At 56.1% G+C, this 25227-nt stretch carries 22 protein-coding genes and 1 tRNA gene; 9 read left to right on the plus strand and 14 right to left on the minus strand.

Annotation, left to right across the window (positions count from 1 at the left end):
* The first annotated feature begins 248 nt into the window (after positions 1-248).
* Positions 249-3113: a DNA translocase FtsK gene (locus AVCG78_RS21610; RefSeq protein WP_071207106.1), complete on the plus strand. Its 2865-nt coding sequence runs from the start codon at positions 249-251 to the stop codon at positions 3111-3113.
* Positions 3114-3339: 226 nt separating this feature from the next.
* On the opposite strand, the gene AVCG78_RS21615 is transcribed toward AVCG78_RS21610, so the two are convergent.
* From AVCG78_RS21615 to AVCG78_RS21635, 5 genes are all read right to left on the minus strand, one after another.
* Positions 3340-4386, minus strand: coding sequence for an ABC transporter ATP-binding protein (locus AVCG78_RS21615; RefSeq protein WP_071207105.1), 1047 nt, complete (start codon positions 4384-4386; stop codon positions 3340-3342).
* Entirely contained in the window at positions 4383-5924 is a 1542-nt protein-coding gene (locus tag AVCG78_RS21620) for an ABC transporter permease (protein WP_071207104.1), read from the minus strand. The genes AVCG78_RS21615 and AVCG78_RS21620 overlap by 4 nt, the downstream gene beginning before the upstream one ends.
* A gap of 250 nt (positions 5925-6174) precedes the next feature.
* Positions 6175-7164, minus strand: coding sequence for an iron ABC transporter substrate-binding protein (locus tag AVCG78_RS21625; RefSeq protein WP_071207103.1), 990 nt, complete (start codon positions 7162-7164; stop codon positions 6175-6177).
* A gap of 331 nt (positions 7165-7495) precedes the next feature.
* On the minus strand, positions 7496-9421 hold the full coding sequence (locus AVCG78_RS21630) for a mechanosensitive ion channel family protein (RefSeq protein WP_174089730.1): 1926 nt from the start codon (positions 9419-9421) through the stop codon (positions 7496-7498).
* Between the two features lie 416 nt (positions 9422-9837).
* Positions 9838-10311: a BA14K family protein gene (locus AVCG78_RS21635; RefSeq protein ID WP_012654380.1), complete on the minus strand. Its 474-nt coding sequence runs from the start codon at positions 10309-10311 to the stop codon at positions 9838-9840.
* Positions 10312-10533: 222 nt separating this feature from the next.
* On the opposite strand from AVCG78_RS21635, the gene AVCG78_RS21640 reads away from it, so the two are divergent.
* The 3 genes from AVCG78_RS21640 (at position 10534) to AVCG78_RS21645 (ending at position 13468) form a co-directional block, all read left to right on the plus strand.
* Entirely contained in the window at positions 10534-10896 is a 363-nt protein-coding gene (locus AVCG78_RS21640) for a hypothetical protein (RefSeq protein ID WP_012654381.1), read from the plus strand.
* Between the two features lie 143 nt (positions 10897-11039).
* Entirely contained in the window at positions 11040-11168 is a 129-nt protein-coding gene (locus tag AVCG78_RS27235; protein ID WP_267889532.1) for a hypothetical protein, read from the plus strand.
* Between the two features lie 488 nt (positions 11169-11656).
* On the plus strand, positions 11657-13468 hold the full coding sequence (locus AVCG78_RS21645) for an ABC transporter ATP-binding protein (protein ID WP_012654382.1): 1812 nt from the start codon (positions 11657-11659) through the stop codon (positions 13466-13468).
* A gap of 62 nt (positions 13469-13530) precedes the next feature.
* On the opposite strand, the gene AVCG78_RS21650 is transcribed toward AVCG78_RS21645, so the two are convergent.
* From AVCG78_RS21650 to AVCG78_RS21660, 3 genes are all read right to left on the minus strand, one after another.
* Complete coding sequence (locus tag AVCG78_RS21650) at positions 13531-14832, minus strand: HAMP domain-containing sensor histidine kinase (protein ID WP_012654383.1); 1302 nt, start codon at positions 14830-14832, stop codon at positions 13531-13533.
* The gene (locus AVCG78_RS21655) at positions 14832-15521 is read right to left on the minus strand and encodes a response regulator transcription factor (protein WP_071207101.1); all 690 of its coding nucleotides are present in this window, start codon (positions 15519-15521) and stop codon (positions 14832-14834) included. The genes AVCG78_RS21650 and AVCG78_RS21655 overlap by 1 nt, the downstream gene beginning before the upstream one ends.
* A gap of 189 nt (positions 15522-15710) precedes the next feature.
* Positions 15711-15905, minus strand: a complete 195-nt coding sequence (locus tag AVCG78_RS21660; RefSeq protein ID WP_234617856.1) for a hypothetical protein — start codon at positions 15903-15905, stop codon at positions 15711-15713.
* On the opposite strand from AVCG78_RS21660, the gene AVCG78_RS21665 reads away from it, so the two are divergent.
* Together AVCG78_RS21665 and AVCG78_RS21670 are read left to right on the plus strand one after the other, a co-directional pair.
* On the plus strand, positions 15891-16526 hold the full coding sequence (locus AVCG78_RS21665; RefSeq protein WP_234643620.1) for a YoaK family protein: 636 nt from the start codon (positions 15891-15893) through the stop codon (positions 16524-16526). The genes AVCG78_RS21660 and AVCG78_RS21665 overlap by 15 nt on opposite strands.
* Positions 16527-16671: 145 nt before the next feature.
* Positions 16672-16761, plus strand: a tRNA-Ser gene (locus AVCG78_RS21670).
* A gap of 174 nt (positions 16762-16935) precedes the next feature.
* Here AVCG78_RS21670 and AVCG78_RS21675 read toward each other — a convergent pair.
* The 5 genes from AVCG78_RS21675 to cyoA form a co-directional block, all read right to left on the minus strand.
* Positions 16936-17655, minus strand: coding sequence for an SURF1 family protein (locus AVCG78_RS21675; protein ID WP_234665008.1), 720 nt, complete (start codon positions 17653-17655; stop codon positions 16936-16938).
* Positions 17656-17752: 97 nt separating this feature from the next.
* Positions 17753-18151 carry a cytochrome o ubiquinol oxidase subunit IV gene (cyoD, locus tag AVCG78_RS21680; protein ID WP_071207099.1) on the minus strand — a complete coding sequence of 133 codons (399 nt, stop codon included), beginning with the start codon at positions 18149-18151 and terminating at the stop codon, positions 17753-17755.
* Entirely contained in the window at positions 18148-18765 is a 618-nt protein-coding gene (gene cyoC, locus AVCG78_RS21685) for a cytochrome o ubiquinol oxidase subunit III (protein WP_071207098.1), read from the minus strand. The genes cyoD and cyoC overlap by 4 nt, the downstream gene beginning before the upstream one ends.
* 4 nt (positions 18766-18769) lie before the next feature.
* Positions 18770-20773 (minus strand): cytochrome o ubiquinol oxidase subunit I, encoded by a 2004-nt coding sequence (gene cyoB / locus AVCG78_RS21690; RefSeq protein WP_012654436.1) that lies wholly within the window; start codon positions 20771-20773, stop codon positions 18770-18772.
* A gap of 40 nt (positions 20774-20813) precedes the next feature.
* Positions 20814-21992 (minus strand): ubiquinol oxidase subunit II, encoded by a 1179-nt coding sequence (cyoA, locus tag AVCG78_RS21695; protein WP_071207097.1) that lies wholly within the window; start codon positions 21990-21992, stop codon positions 20814-20816.
* A 383-nt stretch (positions 21993-22375) separates the two neighbouring features.
* Between cyoA and AVCG78_RS21700 the strand changes: the two genes are divergently transcribed.
* The 3 genes from AVCG78_RS21700 to AVCG78_RS21710 all read left to right on the plus strand — a co-directional run bounded on the left by AVCG78_RS21700 (position 22376) and on the right by AVCG78_RS21710 (position 24595).
* Complete coding sequence (locus AVCG78_RS21700) at positions 22376-22975, plus strand: sigma-70 family RNA polymerase sigma factor (protein WP_071207096.1); 600 nt, start codon at positions 22376-22378, stop codon at positions 22973-22975.
* Positions 22959-23783 (plus strand): anti-sigma factor family protein, encoded by an 825-nt coding sequence (locus AVCG78_RS21705; RefSeq protein ID WP_071207095.1) that lies wholly within the window; start codon positions 22959-22961, stop codon positions 23781-23783. The genes AVCG78_RS21700 and AVCG78_RS21705 overlap by 17 nt, the downstream gene beginning before the upstream one ends.
* Positions 23784-23878: 95 nt before the next feature.
* The gene (locus tag AVCG78_RS21710) at positions 23879-24595 is read left to right on the plus strand and encodes a Bax inhibitor-1/YccA family protein (protein WP_012654440.1); all 717 of its coding nucleotides are present in this window, start codon (positions 23879-23881) and stop codon (positions 24593-24595) included.
* A 113-nt stretch (positions 24596-24708) separates the two neighbouring features.
* On the opposite strand, the gene AVCG78_RS21715 is transcribed toward AVCG78_RS21710, so the two are convergent.
* Positions 24709-25158 carry a pseudoazurin gene (locus AVCG78_RS21715; protein WP_071207094.1) on the minus strand — a complete coding sequence of 150 codons (450 nt, stop codon included), beginning with the start codon at positions 25156-25158 and terminating at the stop codon, positions 24709-24711.
* Positions 25159-25227: the final 69 nt, after the last annotated feature.

Here is a 25227-nt window from a genome sequence, read left to right on the forward strand (position 1 = left end):
CGAATAAAATGCGTCCGCAGGCCTATCCTAGGCGAAAAAATTTCTGACTGCGATTATCCCCTGTTTTCAAGGCGCTGAGGGCGGGCTTTGATCTGTGCTCTTCCAGTCACGCATTGAAAAACAATGGGTTATACGCGGGGTTTCGCAAGGTTTCGCCCAGTTATGATGCGGCTTGGAAAGGAGTGATTAACCTTTATTTTTTACTTCTATAGGGGACAAGAGCCATTCCAAATGAACTGTTAGGCATCATGCGCGTTCCAACACAGAATAGTCCCCGTTCTTCCGATCAGTCCGGTCATGACGATCCGCAGTCTGGCGCGGTGTCTTCATCCGATCAGGGCCGTCAGTCCGGTCCGAATGGACCGCTTGAGCCTTGGCAGTCGGCCTTCGTCTTGGGGCCGAATGTGCGGTTTACCCGTACGCCGGAAGCCGCCATCAACAAGCGCCGGGAAGCTGAAGCGGCAGCCGAACAGGCGGCAGTCGTTGCAGCCTTGCAGAAGGCTGTCGATCAGGCTCGCGTGTCTACGCCTATGGTCTCCGTTTCCCCCGATCTGGCGTCGACCACGGCGATGCCTGCCTCTATCACTCCTGAGTCCGCAGCGCAGAATACGGGCTTTTTCGGATTGCCGAAGACGGGGAGTCCGCTCATCGTCCCACGCCGTGCGCCGCCGCCAAGGCCGGTGAATGCTCGTCCGCCGCAGCCCGTTGCCGAGGCGTCAGTGGCTGAACCTGTTCAGGATCATGGGCCTGCTCAAGCTGAGGTGGTTCAAGTGCCACAGATCGTTATCGCTCCACAATTTTCGCCGGAGACACTGGTGCGGCCCTTGTCGAATTCACAGAGAATCGAATCTATCGGTGCGGACCTGCCGCAATTGCCTGAGGCGCTGCGTTTGCGTCAGGCTGCGGCAGCCATGCGCATGGCAGAGAATATCGAGTTGAACCTGCGCAATGAAAGCCTGTCGGTGGCTGCTGCTGCCGAAATTCCAGCTGATGGAGGGCAGGCGGCGCCTGTTGTCGCTACAGCCCAATTGTCGGTGTCCGATTTTGCATTTTTTGAAATGCTCGCCGATCCCTTTGATCTTCCCGTCGAGGTGGAGGCTCCCCAGGTTGCTTTGGCGCCGGTGTGGACGCCCATTCCCGCGGTCACGCCCGTGTCAGAGCCGGTTAGCGGTTCGGTTGCTCAGCTTTATCGGGAGATCCGGGTGCGTCATGGCGCGGAACAGGTCATTTCCGCGCCTGCTCCCACCATCATTGTCGAAGAGAATGCCGAGCAGCCCGTTCCGCCTGCTCCAGTGGTTGAATCTGTTGTTGAACGCGCCGCAGAGCCCGAAATTGTTGCTGACGTAGCAGAAGCGGCTCCTGTCGATCTCGCCCCTTGGGAAGAGCCGGTCGAGCCTGCTGAGGTTGTTCAAGCCCTGTCGTTTGTTGAAGCTCAACCGCTCGTTTTGGCGCCCGTAGCCATTGCTCGTCCCATTTCGGAAGCCATTCGGGCCAATCGTGCCATTGGCGGCTTGGAAATGAACCGTCATCATCCGTTCGATGGTGATTTCGTTTTCCCGTCGATCAGCCTGTTGCAGGAACCGCCGGCTGCGCGCGCCGAAGCCATGTTGCCGGAAGCACTGGAGCAGAGCGCCGGTTTGCTGGAAAGCGTGCTGGAGGATTTCGGCATTCGCGGCGAGGTCATCGACGTGCGCCCCGGCCCTGTCGTAACGCTGTATGAATTCGAACCGGCCCCGGGCATCAAATCATCGCGGATTATCGGCCTTGCTGATGATATCGCTCGCTCAATGTCGGCGCTCTCGGCCCGTGTTGCTGTTGTACCCGGCCGCAATGTCATCGGCATCGAATTGCCAAATGCCGTGCGCGAAACCGTTTATCTGCGCGAATTGATCGAATGCGAGGATTATTGGGAAAGCCGGTTCAAGCTGGCGCTTTGCCTCGGCAAGTCGATTGGCGGCGAACCGGTTATCGCCGAACTCGCCAAGATGCCGCATCTTCTGGTGGCAGGCACGACGGGTTCAGGCAAGTCCGTGGCGATCAACACAATGATCCTGTCGCTGCTCTACCGGCTGAAGCCGGAGGAATGCCGGTTGATCATGGTTGACCCGAAAATGCTGGAACTGTCTGTTTATGATGGCATTCCGCATTTGCTGACCCCTGTCGTGACCGATCCGAAAAAGGCTGTCATGGCGCTGAAATGGGCGGTTCGCGAGATGGAAGACCGTTACCGCAAGATGTCGCGGCTCGGCGTGCGCAATATTGATGGTTATAACGCTCGCGCCGCCCAGGCTCGCGAAAAGAACGAAGTGATTACCGTCAGCGTTCAGGTCGGTTTTGATCGCCATTCGGGCGAGATCCTCTATGAGGATCAGGATCTCGATATGTCGCATATGCCTTATATCGTCATCATTGTTGACGAAATGGCCGACCTGATGATGGTGGCGGGCAAGGAAATCGAAGGCGCGATCCAGCGTCTGGCGCAGATGGCGCGTGCGGCGGGCATTCACTTGATCATGGCGACCCAGCGGCCGTCCGTCGATGTCATCACCGGCACGATCAAGGCGAATTTCCCGACCCGGATTTCCTTCCAGGTGACATCCAAGATCGATAGTCGCACCATTTTGGGCGAGCAGGGTGCTGAACATCTGCTGGGCCAGGGCGATATGCTGCACATGGTTGGCGGTGGCCGGGTCTGCCGCGTCCACGGTCCGTTCGTCTCGGATGCCGAAGTCGAGCAAGTCGTGGCGCATCTGAAGACACAGGGCCGTCCTGAATATCTCGGCACGGTGACTGAGGAAGACGGCGGCGAACCCATGGCCAGTGCACCGGCCGTTGAAGAGACCTATGATCGTGCCCCGGTTGGCGGTGGTAGCGAAGAGAGCGACGAGGTCTACGAAAAGGCCGTCAAGGTGGTGCTGCGGGACCAGAAATGCTCGACCTCCTACATCCAGCGCCGTCTTTCGATTGGCTATAACCGTGCGGCTTCGCTGGTGGAGCGCATGGAGCGCGAAGGTCTCGTCGGTCCGGCAAACCATGTCGGCAAGCGGGAAATTATCGCCGGTTCTTCATCTGAACCAGTTGGGAGTGGCATTGGTTTTGATGACGTCGATTGACGCGAGAGACCGATGACGACTGCGTCACTCCTGATGATGGAGATGATTAGAGTTTGTCGGGGAAAAGTGGAACCTGGTTTTCCCGAAAAGACAAACGAAAACAAAAGAAACAAGAGTTTGTCTGGTTCAATCTGAACCTGACAGAGTCTAGGCGCATAATAGATACCAACGCCGTGCCTCTGCTAGGGGCACGGCGTTTTGCATTTTAACGGCTATTCGGAACGGATTATTCGGGCGGCAGGACGTGGGCGCTGCCGATGACGGACAAATAAGACAGATCTCCTGGCCTTGGCAGATCAAGGCGTGACATCCTCACGGAAAGGGGCTGCATTGCCACATCGTTACCCTGCAATTGCAAGGTCACCGTTCCACTTGCGCCTGAAAACTCGACATCCAGCACCCGCACTGGTCTGCTTGCATCTGTCATTGCCGGTTTGATGCAGATCTGCTCCGGTCGTAACATGATATCGCCGTTCCCAGTGTTGGCACCCTCCACCGGGATCGTTCCAAGCACGCAAGTGGCTTTCCCAGCTGATAAGACTGCTGGGAGAACGATGGCTTCGCCCAGGAAAAGGGCTGTTTGGCGGTCAATCGGTCGCTCGTAAAGCTCTCTGGGCGCGCCAGCCTGTACCAGCTTGCCATCGCGCAATACAGCAAGCTGATCCGCGAAGGACAATGCCTCTGTCTGGTCGTGGGTGACGAGAATGGTGGTGATCCCGGCGGCGGCCAGCAGTTTTGACACTGCCTTGCGCATGGTTTCTCTCAAGCCGGTGTCGAGTGCTGAAAACGGTTCATCCAGCAACATCAGTCGCGGTTGACGGCCGAGGGCGCGCGCTAGCGCCACCCGTTGCTGCTGGCCACCTGACAGTTGGTGGGGACGCCGGGCGAGCATGGTAGGATCGAGTTCGACCATTTCGGCCAAATTCTTGATCCGTTCATCGCGGTTCTTCAACCCGCGTTCAAAGCCGAAACCGATATTGTCGGCAACACTCAAGTGGGGAAAAAGCGCGCCGTCCTGAGAGACGATGCCGATGCCGCGTTTATGGGCTGGCTGCATGAAGCCTGGCTCGGCTTGAAGAGCGCCGCCAAGGCTGATCCGGCCCGCGTCCGGCATTTCGAAGCCAGCGATCAACCGCAAAAGTGTGGTTTTCCCTGAGCCAGAAGGGCCGACGATGGCGGTGCGACTGCCTGCGGGAATAGCCAGCGAGACATTGTTCAACGCCTGCACATGACCATACTGTTTGCTGACGGATTGAATATCGAGAAAGGTCATTGGCCAGCCGTGCGTTTGGATTGCGACTGCAAAAGCAGGGTAAGGGGCAGGGAGAGGACCACCATCATCAAGGCGAAGGGAGCCGCTGCCACATAGTCGATTTCGCTGGTCAGTGACCAGAATTTGGTGGCAAGCGTGTCGACCCCGTTGGGCGCCAGCATCAGCGTTGCGGTCAGTTCATTGGTGATGCCCATGGCAACCAGCGCGACACTGGCGGCGGCGCCCGGTGCTGCCAGTCGCATTGTTGTCAGCCAGACCGCTCGGGTCGGGCTTTTACCAAGGCTCATGGCGGCCCTTTCCAGTTCCACCGGAGCCTGCGAAATGCTGGAACGCAAACCTACCATGGCACGCGGCAGGAAAAGCAGGATATAGGCAGCGATGAGCGTGGCGAATGTTTGGTAGAAAGGCAGCGCTACCCGCACCGTGATGGTCACCAGCGCCAGCGCCACGACGACGCCGGGCAGAGAGCCGACATAATAATGGCAGGCCTCCAGCAGCTTTTGCAGGCGTCCCGGTGCGCGCACCGACAACCAGGCCATCGGCGCTGCGGCTAGCATCGAGAGGATGCCGCCGGTCAGTGCCAGCACGATGGTTTCGACGAAGGCTGCGCCGACCATGTCATTCTGCCAGACACGCAAACCGCCAATATAGAGCCACCGCAGCAGCGTATAGACAGGCACGCCAAGCGCCAAAACCGTTACGGTGAGCAGCAGCAGCAAGGCTGGAACGACAAATCCGCCCAGCTCGTGGCGCGGAGACGGCCGGATGGCGCCAGAGCCGACGCGTGCATAGCGTTCGCTGCCGCGCAGAACTCCGTCAAGACCCAAGAGCAGCAAGCAGCAGAAAACCAGAACGCCACTCAGCATATTGGCGGCGGGGCTGTTATAGGCCGATTGAAACTGATCGACGATGGCGGTCGCAAAGGTGTCGAACCGGATCATCACGAACAAGCCGTATTCGGACAACAGGTGCAGCGCCACCAGCAATGCGCCCCCGAGAATGGCCAGACGCAATTGCGGCAAGACCACGCGGAAGAAGACCTGCCACGGTCCAAGGCCGAGCGAGGCTGCTGCATCCTCTATGGCCGGATCGAGCCGGCGAAGAGAGGCGGCGACGGGTAAGTAGAGAAACGGGAAATACGCGAGCACCGAAATAAACACCGCGCTCCACAGCCCATGCATACCGGGGGAAATGCCGATCCAGGCATAGCTGTGCACAAAAGCTGGAACAGCAAGCGGCGTCACCATCAGCCAGGACCAAAGCCCGGCCCAGGGCAGGCGTGTCCGCTCAATCAGCCAGGCGAGGGCCACGGCAAGCACGATGGTAATGGGAATGGTTGCCGCTTCCAGCAGGACCGTATTGATCAGTAGGTCGCCGACACGACCACGAAAGACCAGGGCTTTCACCGTCTCCCAGCCGACATCGACCGTCACCCAGGCGATAAAGCCAAGTGGCACAAGGCTGAAGGCGGCCACGAATCCTGCAATCGCCAGAAGACCGATATGCCCGGCAGGCCGGTGCTGGCGCCCTGCCGTCATCCCTGTCTGCGCTTTGGGCGCTGTTCGCCTATTGTCCTGCAACAACGGTATTCGATCTTCTTGTTATGGCAATATCGATGCGGGCGTTTCCGGAAAAGCCAAATTGACTCTAAAAAAGGCAATCGCCGATTGGCGATTGCCCTAAGCCTTTCTTGAGGGAAAGACAATAGTTTCGAAGTGAAGGTGACGTCTGGCAACCGACCGGGCCGGTTGCCGTAACGCGTGCCGACTGCTTTAGAGAATAGCTGGATTAGAGAATCCCGGCCGCCGTCATCATTTCAGTGACCTTCTTGCTGTTCAGCTTGGTCGGCTCCACCTTCGGTGCATCCAAATCCTTGATCGGAACCAGCTTGGCATTCGATTCTGCACCCTTGCCGACGGCATATTCATAGGATGTGCCGGTTTTCAGGATCGCCTGGCCTTCCTTGCTGGTGATGAATTTCAAGAAGGCCTGGGCATCCTTCATATGTTGGGTGGACTTGATGATGCCGCCGCCGGAAATGCTGAGAAAGGCGCCGGGGTCCTGATGCTTGAAATAATGCAGTGCCACGTTGCCGCTGTTTTCTGCGGTCTTGGCCTGATCGCCGAACCAGTAATAATGATAGATCACCGCGCCTTCGACTTCACCGGCGTTCACGGCCTTCATGGCAACGCTGTTGCCCTTGTAGAAGGTCGCATTTTCCTTCAAGGCCTTCAGCCACTTGGCGGTCGCTTCCTCACCCTTCAGCTCCAGCAGGGCGCTGACGATGGCCTGGAAATCCGCACCTGATGGAGAGGCTGCCCAACGGCCTTTCCACGCCGGATCGGCAAGATCGAGCAGGGATTTTGGCAGCTTATCTTCGCTGAGCTTGGTCTTGTCATAGGCAAACACCGTGGAGCGGGCAGCAATGCCGATCCATTGGCCATTGGCTGGACGAAACTCTTCCGGCACTTGCGCCAGAGTATCGGTATCAACAGGAGCAAACAGGCCAGCTTGATCGACCAGCGTCATGGCTGGCGAATTTTCCGTCAGAAACACATCGGCTGGTGAGGCTTCGCCTTCCTGCAAGAGCTGATTGGCAAATTGCATATCGCTGCCCTGGCGCATCGTGACCTTGATGCCCGTCTGCTTGGTAAAGGCCTCGACCCATTCCCGGCCTAGGCTTTCGTGCTGGGCATTGTAAACCACAATGCCGTCGCCGTCGGCGGCGAAAGCCGGCACAATTGCAGTCGTGGCGAAGAGGGCGGAAAGAACAGCCATAGCGCGGAGGTTGGAAATACGAGAGATTTTCAAGTCAGTCTCCTTGTCGAAGGGCAGAAGGAAGTTACAAATCTGGACCTTGGTTAGGTAAGCTGAGTATTAAAGTCAAGTTACTCTCGGTTGGGAAGTGTGTGGCCGCTGAACGGCTTAGCTGTATCCGGCGCCTAAAACGACTGTTGGATACGCCTATGGCCGTGGGAATGAAGGGCTCGATGCCCTTTTATCGCACGCTATCGCATTATGGGTGCAACCGGTTCTGCGTTCCGGATCACAATGAATTGTAATGTGGAGAACGGAAACGTTGATTTGGGAGGGCTAATCCAGACGCCTATCAAGGCGCGTTGGCGGCCTTTGCGGATAGGGTTGAGGCCGCAGCAGCATCACTGATTGTCGTTCCATCGGAGCGTACGACGACAGCATTGGAAGCGAGATTGAGCCCTGCGGCCTTGAAGGCGGCGAGTAGACGCTTGATACCTTCGCGCTTGATCAGGCTGGGATTGCCGGGCCGGCAAGTGAACTTGAAGCGGATGACCATGGAATTCTCATTGACCTCCTGTATGCCCTGCATTTTGAGAGGTATAAGAAAATCACCCGCAAATTCCGGCTCTTCCAGCAGTGACAGACCGACTTTCTTGGCCGTCTTGCGGATCATTTCCAGATCGGCGTCGCGGTCGAAGCGCAATTCGAATTTAATCGTGCCCCAATCGCGACTGTAGTTGGTAACGGCGGCGATCTGGCCAAAAGGTACTGTATGCACAGGCCCATTGTGGTGGCGCAAACGAACGGAGCGCAGGGAAATCTGCTCGACAGTGCCCTGTAGCTTGCCAACATCGATATATTCATCGATCCTGAAGGCGTCTTCCGCCAGGAAGAATATGCCGGAAACGACATCCTTGACGAGCGCTTGCGATCCGAAAGAGACGGCAAGGCCAAGCACGCCGAAGCCTGCGAGAAGCGGCGCGACATTGACGCCGAGTGAGGACAGGATGACCAGGAGTGCGACGGCGAGAACCGCACCCATAACCAGATTGCGCACGACAGGCAGAACTGTCGACAACCGGCTGGTGGTTTTCTGTTCGCCATCGTCCTCGTGACCCGGCAGTTTGACGGTATTGACGGGGGATATGGTCTCGAAAAACTTCCAGAGGAAGCCGCAGACAAAGGCGCTACAGACAATGGTAATGCCAAATTGCTGTAAATGGTTCAGCCAGTAGGAGGCATCCACCCCGGCATTGGCCAGAAGCGGTTGCCACAAGATGACGGTGATGTGAATTCCGATCAGCCAGATTGCCCCGGTAAATGGGATGCGCAAGGCCCAGAGCAGGACCGAATGGAAGCCCGGACCATAGACGGCTTCCCGTCGTATTGCCAGATATTGAAACAAGCCTGAGACACCGCGATGCAGGATGGGAATCAGTATGAACACTATCTGGCTGATGCCCGACACGCGCACCCAGAGGACGTTTTGAGCCGTGCCGGCGACCAGAAGACCGAGCAGCCATATAATTATTGTGGAGACGATGTAGAAATTGGCGATGAGATTGCCGGTAATACGCTGCCATCCGTTGGCATGGCCGGAATGAGAATTGGCGATGTCGCTCCGTCCGACGATAAACCAGACCAGCAGATAGGCGGTGATGATGGTGGAACTGAGGAACAGCCAGCCATCCACCGCCATCGGGGCAAGCCCGCGGGCATCGGCCAGATTGAGGCTGCTATGGGTAAAGCCGGACAGAAAGCCGAAGCCCACCATCATTTTTAAATGCCAGGACGGGTCGGCAATATCGAATAACGGTTCCAAACCATTGATCCTGGCAAAGAGCAGGCGTCCGAAACTGGCAAAAATCGCGGTCGTCATGGCAATATGAATGAAGCTAGAGGTGACCTCCTTGCCAAATGAGCCGGAGACCATGCCCATATGGGCGCCATTGCGCGCCAAAACCACGAAGATGACCACCGCAAGTAGATCTCCCGCGAGCCGCAGGCCTGCCAATGAGACCTTGGCAAGTAGCCCTCGGTCCGGCCTGAGACGGGGCATGAGCCTTGCGAACGCCATCAGAAACACTGCTGATGTCGCGAGCCCGGCAACGATGGCGCCAGCGGCCGTCAGGCTGAGTTCCTTCATACCCGTTTGCTCTTCATGCAAAGATTGCATGCTGTTGCTAAACGCCGCTGGCAAGCTTTGCAGGCCGGTCAATGCGACGGTCCCGCCGCGCCGAAGGGCAGTTGCCACTTCCCCGTAGGCAGCCGTCATCATGTCGGCTTCCATCGTGGCGGAACCCGTCTGCGCAGTTTGGGCAGTGGTTACTTCGGGTGACGGGGACGATACAGGGGTGATTGCGGGTAGGGCTTGCTGGGGCACTAGATTGTTCTGTTCCGCTGCAGCTTTGGCCGGACCCTTAGCGCTGTCTTGCGCGGCAACCCCTGACATTAATCCACTGAAGAGGCTTGTGAGGAGGAGGATGGCGATGATCAGGCCGGTATGCCGGCACCTTGCGATAAGCTGTGTCATCTCTTCCCCCCGGCGTTTAGCCATCCGGCTATGCTATGCCTTGGGAAGTATTAGCGCGATTTTCTGAAAAATCAGCAAAGCCATCGCGATGCGATAGGAATTTTCATGCAAAAATGGCGCGAAACCGAGTCTCGCGCCATTTTCCAGTTATTAGGAGATGTTTACGGTGAAACGCATTGGCGGCGTGGGCCGTTATTGGGCTGGAACGTATTGTCCGAGGCCCGGTAGGACCGGTAGCGATTATAGCACCATTGAGTATGCGAGTTTCCACCTTGTGGCCGTGCGCTGAGAGCGCCGCCAATGATGGCACCTGCAGCCAATCCACCGATAATTGCGCCCGCATTGCTGCGGTTATGGCGACGGTGATATCTGTCACGATCATAACGGTTATAGTTACGGCGACCATCCCAATTGCGATCGCTATGGCGACGTGGACCAGGAACATAGCGACGCTGGCGACGATCGTCAGCCCAACTATTTTCCGCGACCTGGACGCCGCCCTGTGCTGTGGCACCGGGAACACTCTGCGTCTGTGCAGGTTGCGAAAGCGATGTTGGTGCGGCGGATGCGCCAACCGGCGCCATACCTGTCAGCAGTGTCGCGGCTGACAGCAGAATTGCGGCAATTTTTTTCATTTCCTCACCTGTTTCCGTCTTTGATTTCACCGGTAAACTGTTTGCCAGCAAGAAAAGTTCCTTGGTCTGCGAGTTTAGGGTCTCGCATTTTAGGGAATATGCCGATGCATAAGGAATGGCGTCTTACCTCTAGGTGAAAAGCGTGCGTAAAACTCAGCTTTTCGGGAACAAAATCCTCTGTGGAGGCTTTATTGCGGACTTCACAAACGCGAGCGGTTCTCGATGAAATATGTTCTCCCAATTCTATTGGCCACAGCCATGCCAGCCATGGCCCAATCGCCGCAGCTCGAGCAGGCTTGTCATACGGTGCTGCAAAATTTTCTGATGAAGCCGGATGTGAAAATCGGCCAGACACAGAGCTTTCCTGAATTGACCCCTCCAGGAGCACGAATCAGCTTTTCCGAGCGACAGGATGTCGACGCCACGAAGATGGATGACGTCATCGATTGCGAGTTTCAAAAATCGACCGCACCTTTCGGTCTGACCAAATTCTGCATCTCCAGCACGTGCTATTCGCAAGGTGAGCGCGCCGACGACCGCCGCCGCCGTTTCGAGGAAATGCAGGCGTTGATGAACAGGAAGTAACAGCTCTGATGCATTTCCTTGAGGCGTAGCCGAGAGGATGGTGGCGTTTCAGAGCGTGGGTAAGCGCGCCCGACAAAAACCAATAAATCCAAACACAATTTTGAGGTGACATGACTCAACACGCTAGCAAACCAAGACGTCGCATGCAGATTTTCGTCGGCTCCCTTTTCATCATTGGCTGCCTTATCGGTGGCTACTATGTGATTGGCTATCATCCCGGTGAAGTGGAACCAGAAAACCCACTCAACAGCTCCAGCCAAACCAATCCGTAATCTTTTCTTTCAGCATCTGAGCGAGATGCTAGAAGTAGATATTTCAGATATATAAGCGAAAACAATGCATTGTCGTGCAGTCGCTCTTCGTCAATGACGTTTCTGAAATCATCCACTCTCGGCGCAACAGTCCTCCTTGTAGAAAGGGCGGCTGTTGCGGAAATACCGCAGTCAGTGCGTTTTATCCCAAAATTGCAAATCACTTATTGGCTTCAGAATCGAGTCGATCTAAAAACCATTTATGTTCAACACCAATCAGGGAGGCTTTATGGCATATTTTTCCACCTCCCCGGTGGCCAGCGCCAATTTCATGTTGGCAGGCGCCATCCGCAGTTAAGCTGCGTGTGCGTAACGGTCAGTCCGTTACCTTGTGTTGAATCCGGTTTGTCCGGGAATAGAATTTTCTCCCTCTAACGCCACTTTATCGCGTTTCCACGCGGTTTCCATTCTATTCATATGTCGGAGCCGGCTCGCGCCGGAATTTTCCTATGGCTTTAGGTTATAAATCTCGCCGTGGCGGGGCATTTCGCAGCGTTTTCGGTTTCTGTGCGGTGCATTGGCGCCAGCAGCCGGGGCGTGTTGTCTTCATGCTGTTTGCCGTATTGCTTTCCACTTTGGCCGATGTGTTAACGCCACTGTTCTCCGGTCGTTTGGTGGACGCGGTCGTCTCCGGTCGCGCCGATGACAGCCTAGCCTGGGACAGCGCCATTGCCGCTTTCGCCTGGTTGATGGCGCTCTCTGCCGGAGCCGTCCTGCTGCGCCATGCAACGTTTACGGCCATCATCGGCTTTACGCTGCGCTCCATGTCGGACATTGCTGCCGATGCTTTCTCTCGCATTCAACGCTTTTCCAGCGATTGGCATGCCAATAGCTTCGCTGGTTCGACGGTGCGCAAAGTGACGCGCGGCATGTGGGCACTCGATCTGCTGAACGATACGGTTTTCGTGGCGCTGTTTCCCTCGCTGGTCATGCTGATCGGTTCCACAGTGCTAATGACGTGGCATTGGCCGATGATGGGCCTGTTGGTCGGGGTCGGGTCCGTTTGCTTCGTGTTGTTTACAGCAATCATGGCTCTGCGTTACGTCGCGCCAATGGCCAGCATGGCCAATAGTTGGGATACCAAGCTGGGTGGTTCTCTGGCCGATGCGGTGACCTGTAATGCAGTGGTCAAGGCCTTCGGTGGGGAAAGCCGTGAGGAAACCCGCCTGAGCTGGGTGCTGCAAAAATGGCAGGACAGGACGCGTCGCACCTGGACGCGCGGCACACTGAATGGCAGCCTGCAAGCAGCCTTGCTGATGGTGCTGCGCGGTGGGGTTTTGGGTCTGGCCCTTTGGCTATGGAGTGCTGGAAAGGCCAGCCCTGGTGACATCACTTTCGTGCTGACGGCCTTTTTCATCCTACAGGGCTATCTGCGGGAAATTGGTATGCATATCCGTAACTTGCAACGGTCAGTCAATGATATGGAGGAACTGGTTTTCCTGCATGGTCAACCCCTTGGCGTCGTGGATGTGGCGGGTGCAAAACCTGTTGTCATCGAACGCGGCAAGATCGAATTCGATCGGGTGTCCTTTCATTACGGCAATCATTTTGCGCCGCTCTACAAGGACTTTTCCGTTGTGATCCAGCCCGGTGAGAAGGTTGGGCTGGTTGGCCATTCCGGTTCTGGCAAGACGACGTTCATCAAGCTCATTCAGCGCTTGCATGACGTCAACGGTGGGGCGATCCGGATCGACGGTCAGGATATCGCACTCGTTGCCCAAACCTCGTTACGCCAGCAGATCGCCATCGTGCAGCAGGAGCCGATCCTGTTCCATCGCTCGCTTGCGGAAAACATCGCCTATGCAAGGCCCTCGGCCAGCCAGCAGGACATCGAAACCGCTGCAAGGCTTGCCAGCGCCCATGGCTTTATCGAGGCCTTGCCGAAGGGGTACGGCACGCTGGTGGGTGAGCGCGGCATCAAGCTTTCAGGTGGTGAACGCCAGCGGATTGCGATCGCCCGTGCCTTCCTTGCAGATGCGCCGATTCTTATTCTGGACGAGGCAACGTCAAGCCTGGATTCGGAATCGGAAATGCTGATCCAGGAAGCTATGGAACGGCTTATGCAAGGCAGAACCACTTTGGTCGTGGCGCATCGGTTGTCGACCGTGCGGGCGCTCGACCGGCTGCTGGTCTTCGATCACGGCCGGATCGCTGAGGAGGGGACGCATGAGAGCCTGATCAGAATGAAGTCAGGCATTTACCGCGGTCTCTTCGAGCGTCAGGCGTTGGAATTGACCAAGGGCATGGTCTTCGGAGAATAGGCTTTCCCAACGACAATAATGCTTTGCGTCATACCAAGGGCCATTGAAAATGGCCCTTGGTATCAGGTCTGCCGCATAGCGTTGTGGCATTCCGACCGTGTGTCGCTATCGCCAGGCAATATCATGGTGATCCGCAAGCCTTTCGGCTTGACATTGCCGGCAAAGACCTTGCCGCCATGCCGTTCGACGGCCGTCTTGGCAATTGCCAGGCCAAGGCCGTATCCGGAGGCACTGCCGCTGCTGCCTGAACTGATAAACGGGCGAAAGATACTTTCGAGGTCATCTTCTTTGACGCCAGGACCTTCGTCCGTGAAGGTGAGTGTCAGGCCATTCGGTGAAACGGTTGCCGAAATCCGGATTACTGTCGCTTCTCCGGTATATTTGATCGCGTTTCGCAAGACATTCTCGATGGCGCGATAGATAAGCTCTCCATTGACAGCGGCGACAAAACTGCCACTCCGCTGAAAGTCAATTGATACGGCCTTTTCCTGCGCTTCAAAAGTCGCGTCCTGAACAATCTCATCGAGAATATCGAGAATATCGATAACCAGGAGCTGATTTTCTTCATCTGTCTTGGAGGACAGCCTGGCCATGGTCAGGATCTCACCGACCAGCCTGTCCAGCCGCTCGATTTCATGGTCCATGCGATCCAGCAGGCCGGGTAGGCGCCCTGGGTTCTTCCTCAGGATACCGGTAACGGCTTGCAGGCGTGACAAGGGTGAGCGTAGTTCGTGGGAAATATCATGAAACAGTCGTTCTCGGCTCTCATGCAGTTCCTGTAGGCGCATGGCGCTGATATCGAAATGCTGTGTCAGAATTCCGATTTCATCCTTTCGATTTTTGACAGGATCGTGGATGCGGATGCTGAAGTGGCCTTCTGCCAGCATTTTCAGCCCATGGCGAAGCCGCTCAATGGGTGTCAGCAGGTATTTCGTCAGCAGGTAAGCGGAAAACAGGCTTGCGACAAGGCCGATCAGCCAAGGCAACACAAGTGGCCAGTCATTGCTGATAGACGATTCATCGATGGTGAGGGTATAGCATTGGTTGGCGTAGGATATGGCAATGCTGCCTGGAAATTGATCCTTGGCGCAGGTTTGCGGGGCAGCTGCCGGCACTGCCTGGAGTTGGAAATGCCCATCGTCTCCTTTGGGTGTTATACTGCGGATAAACGCCTGTGTCTCCTGCGGCCCGACCCGTTGGAGCATCTCGGCGATTTGCGCGGCAATGATCTCGTTCTGCACCTCAGCGATGCGCATATGCGGCGGCAGCTGGCCGTTGAACCGTGGAAGCGATATGCCCAGCATGGTTGTCAGCGTGATTGTCAGCCAGACAATGACGAAAAAACGCCAGAAAAGCCGAGGCATCAGCTATCCTGTAGCAGAATGTAACCCTGCCCCCGAACAGACTGGATCCAGCTTTGTTTGTCTTTTCTGAGGCCGAGTTTCTGACGGATACTGCTGAGATGAACATCAATACGCCGGTCGAAAGGCGTTAGGGGCCTGCCGAATACGCTTTGGGAAATGTCATGTTTGGAAACGACCTTGCCACCATTGCGGACCAGAAGTTCCAGGAGATTGTATTCCGTCCCGGTCAAGGCGAGAGCCTCACCATTGATATGCGCCTGCCTGCTTGTCGGATAAAGAACGAGTTCGCCGCTTTTGAGCGGTTGAGATGGATGTTCGGGCGGTGTTTTGCCCGTCCGACGCAATATTGCCCGCAACCGCGCCACCAGTTCGCCAGGCGAACAGGGTTTGGAGACATAGTCGTCGGCACCAAGGTCTAGCCCGGTAATCCGATCCTTGTCATCCCCCCTGGCTGTCAGCATGACGATAGGAATTTCACTGGATTTTCGGATATTCTGCAAGACATCGACACCATTCATGATCGGCATCATGACGTCGAGAACGATGATATCGGTCGCACCACTGTCGACAAAGGCGAGGCCCTTGGCACCATCGTCTGTCGAGAGTACATCAAACCCTTCATCCGTCAGATATTCGCAAAGCAACCCGGTAAATTCCAGGTCGTCATCAATCAAAAGAACACGCGTCATTTTTCAGCTCTTCGTGGCGGTGGCCTGTTATAAGTGAAAATCGACCAAGGGGTTCAAGTTTTACATAAGTTTACGTGCTTATGGTAGATGTTGTGCCGACATGTGGTGGCAGTTCATGCTCGTTTAGTGCCGCCATGATGTTACCGGCGCATAGGATTGGCTCCAGCAGCCCATGACTGGGCTTGCAAATCAATCAGGCCGGACGGAAAATCGCATCTTTAACCCGCCGACTTGGCGCTTGCCCGACTCGTATCCATCATGAAAAGCCACTTGAAAAGTCTTGCCCATCGCGACCGCACCGAGACGAGCGACCGCCATCTGGCATTTTATCTGACCTTCATTGCCGGCGCGGCCAATGCTGGCGGGTTTATGGCGGTCGGTCAATATACCTCTCACATGTCGGGCATTGTCTCGTCCATGGCTGACAATCTGGTGCTGGGCGATTTAAAACTTTTGCTGATGGGGCTGCTCGCTCTTTGTTTCTTTCTTGCTGGCGCTGGCTTTTCCGCAATTTTGATCAATTGGGGCCGCAGACGAGATTTGAGGTCGGTCTATGCGCTGCCATTGGCGGTCGAGGCGTGGCTGATGGGGGTGTTTGCCCTTTCCGGGGCGATCAGTTTCAGCGAAAAGGGCGACGCGGTGGCTTTCGTCGTCATGCTTCTCTGCTTCATCATGGGCCTGCAGAATGCCATCATCACAAAACTCTCCGGTGCGCGCATTCGAACGACCCACGTGACGGGCTTGGTCACCGATACAGGTATCGAACTTGGCAAGCTATTGTATTGGAACGGATACTCAAATGGTAAAGTCACATACCCACCGGTCCGGGCCGATTTAGCGAAGCTTTGGCTGCTGGTGCGCATGGTTGGACTGTTTTTCGGCGGCGGCGTGGTCGGGGCTATCCTGTTTCAACGAATCGGCGTTTCCGCTGCGGCGTTTTTGGCGATACCTCTGGCGCTCGCCGCTCTCTACCCGATGCTTGAGGACTATTCCTCCCAAAAGTAGCGCTGAAGGCAAATCCGGTCCGCATGTTGTGTCATTGACGCGCTGTAAAGTGGTTGACGTTCCTGTTCGGCTGGATATAACGCCTGCCAGAGATTCTGTTGAAAACCAGACAGAGTCTGGACGTCGGCATACGGCGTCGGGTTTAGGAAGAGTGTCCGAGTGGTTTAAGGAACCGGTCTTGAAAACCGGCGTGCGGGAGACCGTACCGTGGGTTCGAATCCCACCTCTTCCGCCATTCCCAAAAATAGATATACTAAATCAAATAGTTACACGGTGAATTGTCAAACGATTACGCTCGGTTTGACAATTTATGTTCTCGTTTCACCCTCCTACTTCGAAGGGGAGGGGCGTCTTGGGCGGTTGTATCATTATGAAATAGCGCTGCTGGTTCCTGCGCCCTTGGTCTCGATCACATGTCGTGGGTGTCTTCTGCGGCGCTCTTGCGTTTCAGCAGGAACCACAGGAATGCCAGGCTCATGGCGGCCATGGCAAACCAGGTTATTGCATATTGGAGATGGCTATTGGGAAAACGGATCTGGGTTAAACCGCCGACCGGATAGCCGCCCGGCACATCGCTCTTGTCGGCATCCATAAAGAAGGGCGCTACTTGCGTCAGATTGCGTTTGGCGGCAATGGCAGAAACGTCGCGTGAATACCAGCGATCGGCATTCGCATCGTTGGAGCGAAGCAAGGTTCCATTCGGTTCACTGATGCGCAAAAGGCCGCTTACTGTCACGTTTCCAGGGATCTGGCCTTGCGCGCGGCGTGACGGGTCTTTGCGATCAATCGGCACAAAGCCCCTGTTGATTAACAGGGTTCCATCTCTTTCGGTCTTGAGAGGGGTCATGACCCAATAGCCGGCGCCCAATTCCGTGGCGGCGTAGACCAGGGTTTCCTTGTCGTGTTCGTAAATCCCGGAAGCCTTGATATGACGGTATTCATCGGCGTCACGATTGACCGAAGACCATTGCGGTGGGGATGGTGCGTCCACCGGATCGGCATGAACACGCGCATCGACGCGAGCGATCAATGCCTGTTTCCAGCCAAGGCGTTCTATTTGCCAGATGCCGAGTGCGATGAATAAGGCCGTTGCCAGCAGGAGAAAGCTGGATAGTGCAACCTTCTTCATGGGAAAACGCCTGCTGGCCTGCTGGTCTGACATGTATCAACCGTCCTGAAACGGATCGGGCGACATGCATATGCCGCCCGATCGGATATCGGCGTCCTTACGGGACGTTACGCATCATTTCGGGGCTCATCGGCATCATATTGGTGTTCAAGTGATGCATGACCCAGAGTGAGCCGGAGAGTGCGATAACGACAACGATGATCGTGAAAATCAACGCCATCATGTTCCAGCCGCCTTCCGACTTGGTATTCATATGCAGGAAGTAGATCATATGAACCACGACCTGGATGGCACCAAGGCCCATGACGATGCCGGCCAGCAAGGCCTTGTTGGTCAGGCTGCCGCTCATCACCAGATAGAATGGAATGGCCGTCAGGATGACCGACAAGATAAAGCCGATCATATAGGTCTTCATCGAGCCGTGGCTGGCCTCGTGGCCGCCATGATGATGCTCATGGCCGTGGCCATGCGAATGTGCGTGCGAATTGTCGTTCATCCGATCACTCCCAGCAGGTAGACGTAGGAGAATACGCCAATCCAGATAACGTCGAGGAAGTGCCAGAACATCGAGAGGCACATCAGGCGACGGCGGTTTGCTTCGATCAGTCCGTGCTTGCCGACCTGGGCCATCAGCGTCACCAGCCAGATGATGCCGAAGGTAACGTGCAAACCGTGGGTGCCGACCAGCGTAAAGAAGGCTGACAGGAAGGCGCTGCGATTTGGACCTGCTCCTTCATGGATCAGGTGAACGAACTCATACAGCTCGAGCGCCAGGAAGATCGCGCCAAATACACCGGTTACGCCCAGCCAGATCAGCGTAGCGGCCTTGTTGTTCTTCTCCATCGACAGCATGGCAAAGCCATAGGTGATCGAGGAAAACAGCAGCATTGCCGTGTTGATCGCGACCAGTTTCAGGTCGAACAGGTCGGCCGGAGCCGGGCCAGCCGCATAATTGCGGCCGAGCACGGCATAGGTGGCGAACAGCATTGCGAAGATCAGGCAGTCGCTCATCAGATAGAGCCAGAACCCAAGGTTCGTGCTGCTTTCCGGATGATGCTCTTCGACCAGATAGAATTCCGGCTTTGCGGTTTTTAAAGTTCTGGGATCCATCTGATCACCCCTTCCTTGCCAGAAGCGCGGTCCGCGTTGCCTCGGTATTCACCACCTCTTCGGCGGAGATATAGAAGTCGCGGTTGTAGTTGAACGTGTGGGAGATCGACACTGCGACGATCGCCACGAAAGACACGATGGCCAACCACCACATGTACCAGATAAGGCCGAATGCCATGGCAACGCTGAGGCCCGCAAGGATAACACCCGTGCCGGTATTCTTCGGCATGTGGATTGGCTTGAAGCCCAGCAGAGGACGGCTATAGCCACGCTTCTTCATGTCATCCCAGGCATCGGTGTCATGGACAACAGGCGTGAAGGCGAAGTTATACGCTGGAGGTGGCGAAGAAATAGACCATTCCAGAGTCCGGCCATTCCAAGGGTCGCCTGTCAGGTCGGCCAGTTCGTGACGCTTGAAATAGCTGACCACAAGCTGGATGACGAAGGAAGCGATACCAAGGGCAATCAGGCAGGCGCCAAATGCGGCGATGATGAACCAGATTTGCAGCGACGGATCGTCGAACTGGCTCATGCGGCGGGTGACACCCATCAGGCCGAGTACATAAAGCGGCATGAAGGCGAAGTAGAAGCCGACCAGCCAGAACCAGAAGGACATCTTGCCCCAGAACGGATCGAGCTTGTAGCCGAACGCTTTCGGGAACCAGAAGGTGACACCAGCCATCAGCCCGAATACCACGCCGCCGATGATGACGTTATGGAAGTGGGCGATCAGGAACAGCGAGTTGTGCAGGACGAAGTCAGCTGGTGGCACGGCAAGAAGAACGCCTGTCATGCCGCCGATGACGAAGGTCACCATGAAGCCCATGGTCCACAGCATCGGCACTTCAAACCGGATGCGGCCACGATACATCGTGAACAGCCAGTTGAAGATCTTCGCGCCCGTCGGGATCGAGATGATCATCGTGGTGATGCCGAAGAACGAGTTGACGCTGGCGCCTGAACCCATGGTGAAGAAGTGGTGCAACCACACCAGATAGGACAGGACCGTAATACAGACTGTGGCATAAACCATCGACGTGTAGCCGAAGAGGCGCTTGCCAGAGAAGGTCGAAACGACTTCCGAGAAAATGCCGAAGGCGGGCAGAACCAGGATATAGACTTCCGGGTGACCCCAGATCCAGATCAGGTTCACATACATCATCGGGTTGCCGCCGAGATCATTGGTGAAGAAATTGGTGCCGACATAGCGGTCGAGCGTCAGCAGGGCCAACGTCGCGGTCAGGATCGGGAAGCTGGCAACGATCAGCACGTTGGTGCAGAGCGAGGTCCAGGTGAAGATTGGCATTTTCATCATCGTCATGCCCGGAGCGCGCATTTTAACGATGGTGGCGATCAGGTTGATGCCTGATAATGTCGTTCCGACACCGGCCACCTGAAGTCCCCAAATGTAATAGTCAACGCCGACGCCGGGGCTGTAATCGCCACCCGAAAGTGGTGGATATGCAAGCCAGCCGGTACGGGCGAACTCACCGACGAACAGCGAAATCATCACGATCACCGCGCCAGCAACCGTCATCCAGAAGGAGAAGTTGTTGAGGAACGGGAAGGACACGTCGCGTGCGCCGATCTGCAAGGGAACGACGAGGTTCATCAACCCGGTTACAAATGGCATGGCCATGAAGAAGATCATGATCACGCCATGCGCGGTGAAGACCTGGTCATAGTGATGCGGTGGCAGGAAGCCCTCATTGCCATTGAAGGCCATGGCCTGCTGGCCACGCATCATCAAGGCATCGGCAAAGCCGCGCAACAGCATGATCAGCGCCAGAATGACATACATCACGCCGATCTTCTTGTGGTCGACGCTGGTGAACCATTCATTCCAGAGATAGCCCCAGAGGCGGAAATAGGTAACGGCGCCGAGCACGGCAATGCCACCGATCGCGACAGCCAGAAAGGTCAGCACGAGAATGGGTTCGTGATACGGGATCGCATCTAGGGTCAACCGGCCGAAGATGAACTTCATAAGGTCAGGGTTTGAGAACATGGGAGGCCCCGTTTAAGTTGAATATCGCGAGATGACCGGCTCAGTTTTTGGGCTGAGCTGGTGCGGTCGCGCCGTTATCTGTGTCAGGCATGTCCATTCCAGGCATGGAATGATCGGCCATGGAGTGATGCATCGCGTGGTTGCCTGCGTCGGTTGTGGAGGCCACGGGCATGCTGTCGGTAGCAGGAGCGGCCTGCGAATGATCCTGTGGCGCATTCGCGTCGGCTCCATGGCCTGGAGTGACGCTCAGATCGACACCACGATTGTCGTATTGCAGCTTTTCGCGGTTCTCGGCGCTTTCCTTGCCAGCTCCGCCCATCATGTCGATATGCATCATGTTGCTCATGCACATCTTGGCAGGATCGACACACATATTGATGATGGCGTTGAAAAGGTCCTTGTCGGCAGATGCAAAGTAGCGCACCGGATCTTTTTCGCTAGGCTTTTCAAGCTTGATATAGGCGTCGCGGTTGAGTGCGGTGCCCTTCGCCTTGACCTGTGCCACCCAGTCCGCAAAGCCCTGATCGCTCAGGCCGTGGAACTTGAAGCGCATGTTGGAAAAACCGGCGCCGGAATAGTTGGCCGAGAAGCCGTCATAAACGCCTTCCTTGTTGATCACACCGTGCAGCTTGGTCTGCATGCCGGGCATGGCGTAGATCTGACCAGCAAGCGCTGGGATATAGAAGGAGTTCATCACCGACTGAGCGGTAATTTTGAAATTGATCGGAACATCAACCGGTGCTGCCAGTTCGTTGACCGTTGCAATCCCGAGATCTGGATAGATGAACATCCACTTCCAGTCGAGAGCGACGACTTCAACCGTCAGCGGCTTCACGTCGGCGGGAATGGTCCGTTCTGCATCAATCCGCTCCAGCGGGCGGTAAGGATCGAGCTTATGCGTGGAGATCCAGGTTACCGTTCCCAGAACCAGAATGATGGCGACCGGCGCCGACCAGATCAGGATTTCGATCTTTGTGGAGTGGTTCCAATCCGGCAGGTAGACCGCCGAGGTGTTGGAAGCGCGGTATTTCCACGCAAAGAAAAATGTCAGCAGGATCACCGGGACGATAATGATCAGCATCAACACGGTGGCGAAGACCACGAGGTCGCGTTGCTGCGCTGCAATGTCGCCGGCAGGAGACATCACCACCATGTTACAGCCCGAAAGCAGCAGCATGGGCAAAAGCAGGAGGGAGGATAGGATCGGGAATTTTTTCATTACTTTGACTCTCATCAAGCGCATAAGCGCGAATTAATCCTTTTCCGGTGAGATTAAATGCGCGTTTTGTCGCAGGGAGTGTCGCTAATATAGGAAATATATCCTCCTATGGTTGTTGTGTTGGATCATTATGTTGAGAGTTTGCTTTTCAAAAACCCTTGCGAATCAGTAGGTTCTAGCCAAGTTCTCTTCGCAGTTGCGAGATGAAAAATACCAGTTTTTGTCGTGGTGAGCGGACCGAAATGGCAATAATCAAATTGTCGCACCCTTGAAAAATTGGCTGGCCATCGCGAGTGGGCTAACCGTTTCACCGGGAATCGCAAAAACAGAAAAAATTATTCGCACCCGGGAATAAGAACGGATCCTCCTGCGTATATAGGGGTATGAACAGCAAATCCGGCCCCTTTGACGTGATTGGACAATTGGCAGCGCTGAGGCGTTATGCCCTGTCGCTTGTGCGCAATTCCGATGAAGCCGAGGATCTCGTCAACGACGCGCTGGTCAGGGCCTATGAGCACCAGAGCAGCTTCCGGCGTGGCGGCAATATTCGTCAGTGGCTGTTTTCGATCTTGCATAATACCCACGTGGATAGCTTGCGACGGAGGCGATCTGCGGCAAGACGCGATGCGCTGGCAGCCGATCTTGTCGATCCGGTTGTCGGTGCAGAGCAGGAGCATGTGGTGCGGCTTGCCCAGGTGCGCCGTGCCTTTCTGGACTTGCCGGAAGAGCAGCGGCAAGTCCTGCATCTGGTGGCGATCGAAGAGCTTTCTTATCAGGAGGCTGCGGAGGTTCTGGATATTCCCATGGGCACGCTGATGTCACGGCTGTCGCGGGCTCGGGCACGGCTGCGCGATCTTGAAATGACCGATGCTGGGCGCCGGGCTCTGCCCGCGCCTGTTGAGAAACCGGCCCATCGAGGGCAGGGCAGTCAGAAGCAGACTGGCCTTCGAATTGTTGGAGGTTCTGATGACACACCATCCTGATCCGATATTGGATTTCGATCTACAGGCCTATATCGACGATCAACTGAACGTTCAGCGGCGGATTGAGGTCGAGGCCTATCTTTCCAGGCATCCCGATGCGGCGGCGCGGATGATGGCCGACCTACGTGTGCGGGACGAGTTGCGCTTGGGGCTGGCCCATGACCGAGTGGCGCTTGATTTTGGCGCGGCGCGGCCGGCGACCCGGGATGCGGCTCGTCGGCTGGAGCAGGCTTTGATGCGTGCAGGCCGTATGACAGTGCTACGCCGCGCAGCTGCCGTAGCAATTTTCATCGGGGTAGGTTGGGTCGCGCATTCCGTCATCAATCCATTCGCGGCGACGCAGGTCATAGCCTCCGTTCCGACGCCAGCCTTTGTGCGGGAAGCACTGCAAGCCCATGAAACGACCTTGCTGCGCGAAAGTCTTCATCCTCAGCAGATCGCCCAAGATCAAGTCGGTCAGGGCCAATCCGGGGCGCCGATGTTTGACCGCAAGGAAATTCGCTCTGCCACTGGCATCGTCATGCCGGATCTGCCCAGCAATTGGACGATTGCCGATAGCCAGATTTTCCCTTCGGCTTACGGACCGAGTGTTGAAATCGCCGTCAAGCCGAAGCGGGGCTCGGAGGTGACGTTGTTTGCCGCCCGCACCGGCTCCTTCGCTGTCCAGAATGTCACGCTCGCTCAGACGGATGGTGCAAAGGCTGCTTATTGGCAGATCGGCGAGGTCGCTTACGCGCTGGTGTCGAAGGACCGCTCGGGCGACGAATTGACAGATGTGGCGGGCCAGCTTGCCAGGACGCTTTACTGAAACCGGGTTGGCGCGGCGTTAAAAAGCGGCGGGCCTGCAATGACTTACGGCGTGACATCGATTGTCAGCCTGAACATCAAGAGGAGACCTCAATCATGGAACCTGTGAATAAACATTATCCCTTCGGCGCGCAGGCGCAGGCGGGGGCCTTGTTCGACCAGGGCCTACGTCAGCATATGCTACGCGTCTACAACTATATGGGCCTTGGCCTGGTTATCACCGGCCTTGTGGCGTTTATCGTCGGTTCGACGCCAGCGCTTTACGTGCCGATTTTCCAATCGCCGCTGAAATGGGTGGTGATGCTGGCGCCGCTCGCCTTCGTATTTTTCTTCTCCTTCCGCATCCAGACCATGTCGGCCAGTGCCGCGCAGATGGCGTTCTGGGCGTTTTGTGCGGTCATGGGCCTGTCGATGGCGTCGGTCTTCCTGGTCTTTACCGGCACCAGCATCGCCCGGACATTCTTCATCGCCGCAACCATGTTCGGCTCCATGAGCCTCTACGGCTATACCACGAAGCGTGACCTGTCGAAATTCGGCTCCTTCCTGATGATGGGCCTGATCGGCGTGGTCATCGCCTCCATCGTCAACATTTTCTTAGGCTCCAGCGCGCTGCAATTTGCGATCTCGGTGATCGGTATCCTGGTTTTCGTCGGCCTGACGGCTTGGGACACCCAGAATATCAAGGAGCAATATGCCGAAAATATCGATCAGGAATCGCGCCAGAAACTGGCGGTATTCGGCGCGCTGTCGCTTTACCTGAATTTCGTCAACATCTTCCAGCTTCTGCTGAATTTCACCGGTGAACGTGAATAGTCTTTGAGCGCGAATAGTCTTGGCTGAAATGCAATAGAGACAATAAAGCCGCCGGTCCTGAGGGATCGGCGGCTTTATGTTGATAGTGGCCCTTCGGCCTATGCGGTTGGGATTCAGTGCAGGGTATCCAGTTCAGCCAGCAATTTGTCCTTGGCTTTTTTGGGCAGGGTCGAGGCTGCAAAGGCGGCAGCGTTGGCGGGCGGAACGTCGCCGACCACCACAACAGCCACCATGCCCATGCCAACATGCGGTGCGCATTTGATGCCGTACGCACCGGGTTGCGTGAATGTCACCTTCACAGTTTCATTGATCTTGCCTTTGAAGACCTCCGCACCCTCGGGCACCAGGCCGGTAATGGCTTCGGCACTGTGGGACTTGTCGGTTGGAATGAAGGTTACGGTGTCGCCAGGAGCGATTTTCAGCGCGGCTGGTTCGAACACCATGGCTGTGCCATCGGCGCCCTTGTTCAGCATATGGATTTCGTAATCAGCGGCGTAGGCCGATGCCGTTGAGATCGCGCCGATGATGGTCAGGGCGGCGAGGCGCTTCAAGGCGATATGCATGGTGTTTCACTCTCTTTTGTGTCTCTTCGCTCACGCTTTTAAATCACCGGATGCGGCATCACTTTGATC

It is taken from the genome of Gillisella vitis, assembly GCF_021559775.1.
Taxonomy (GTDB): domain Bacteria; phylum Pseudomonadota; class Alphaproteobacteria; order Rhizobiales; family Rhizobiaceae; genus Allorhizobium; species Allorhizobium ampelinum.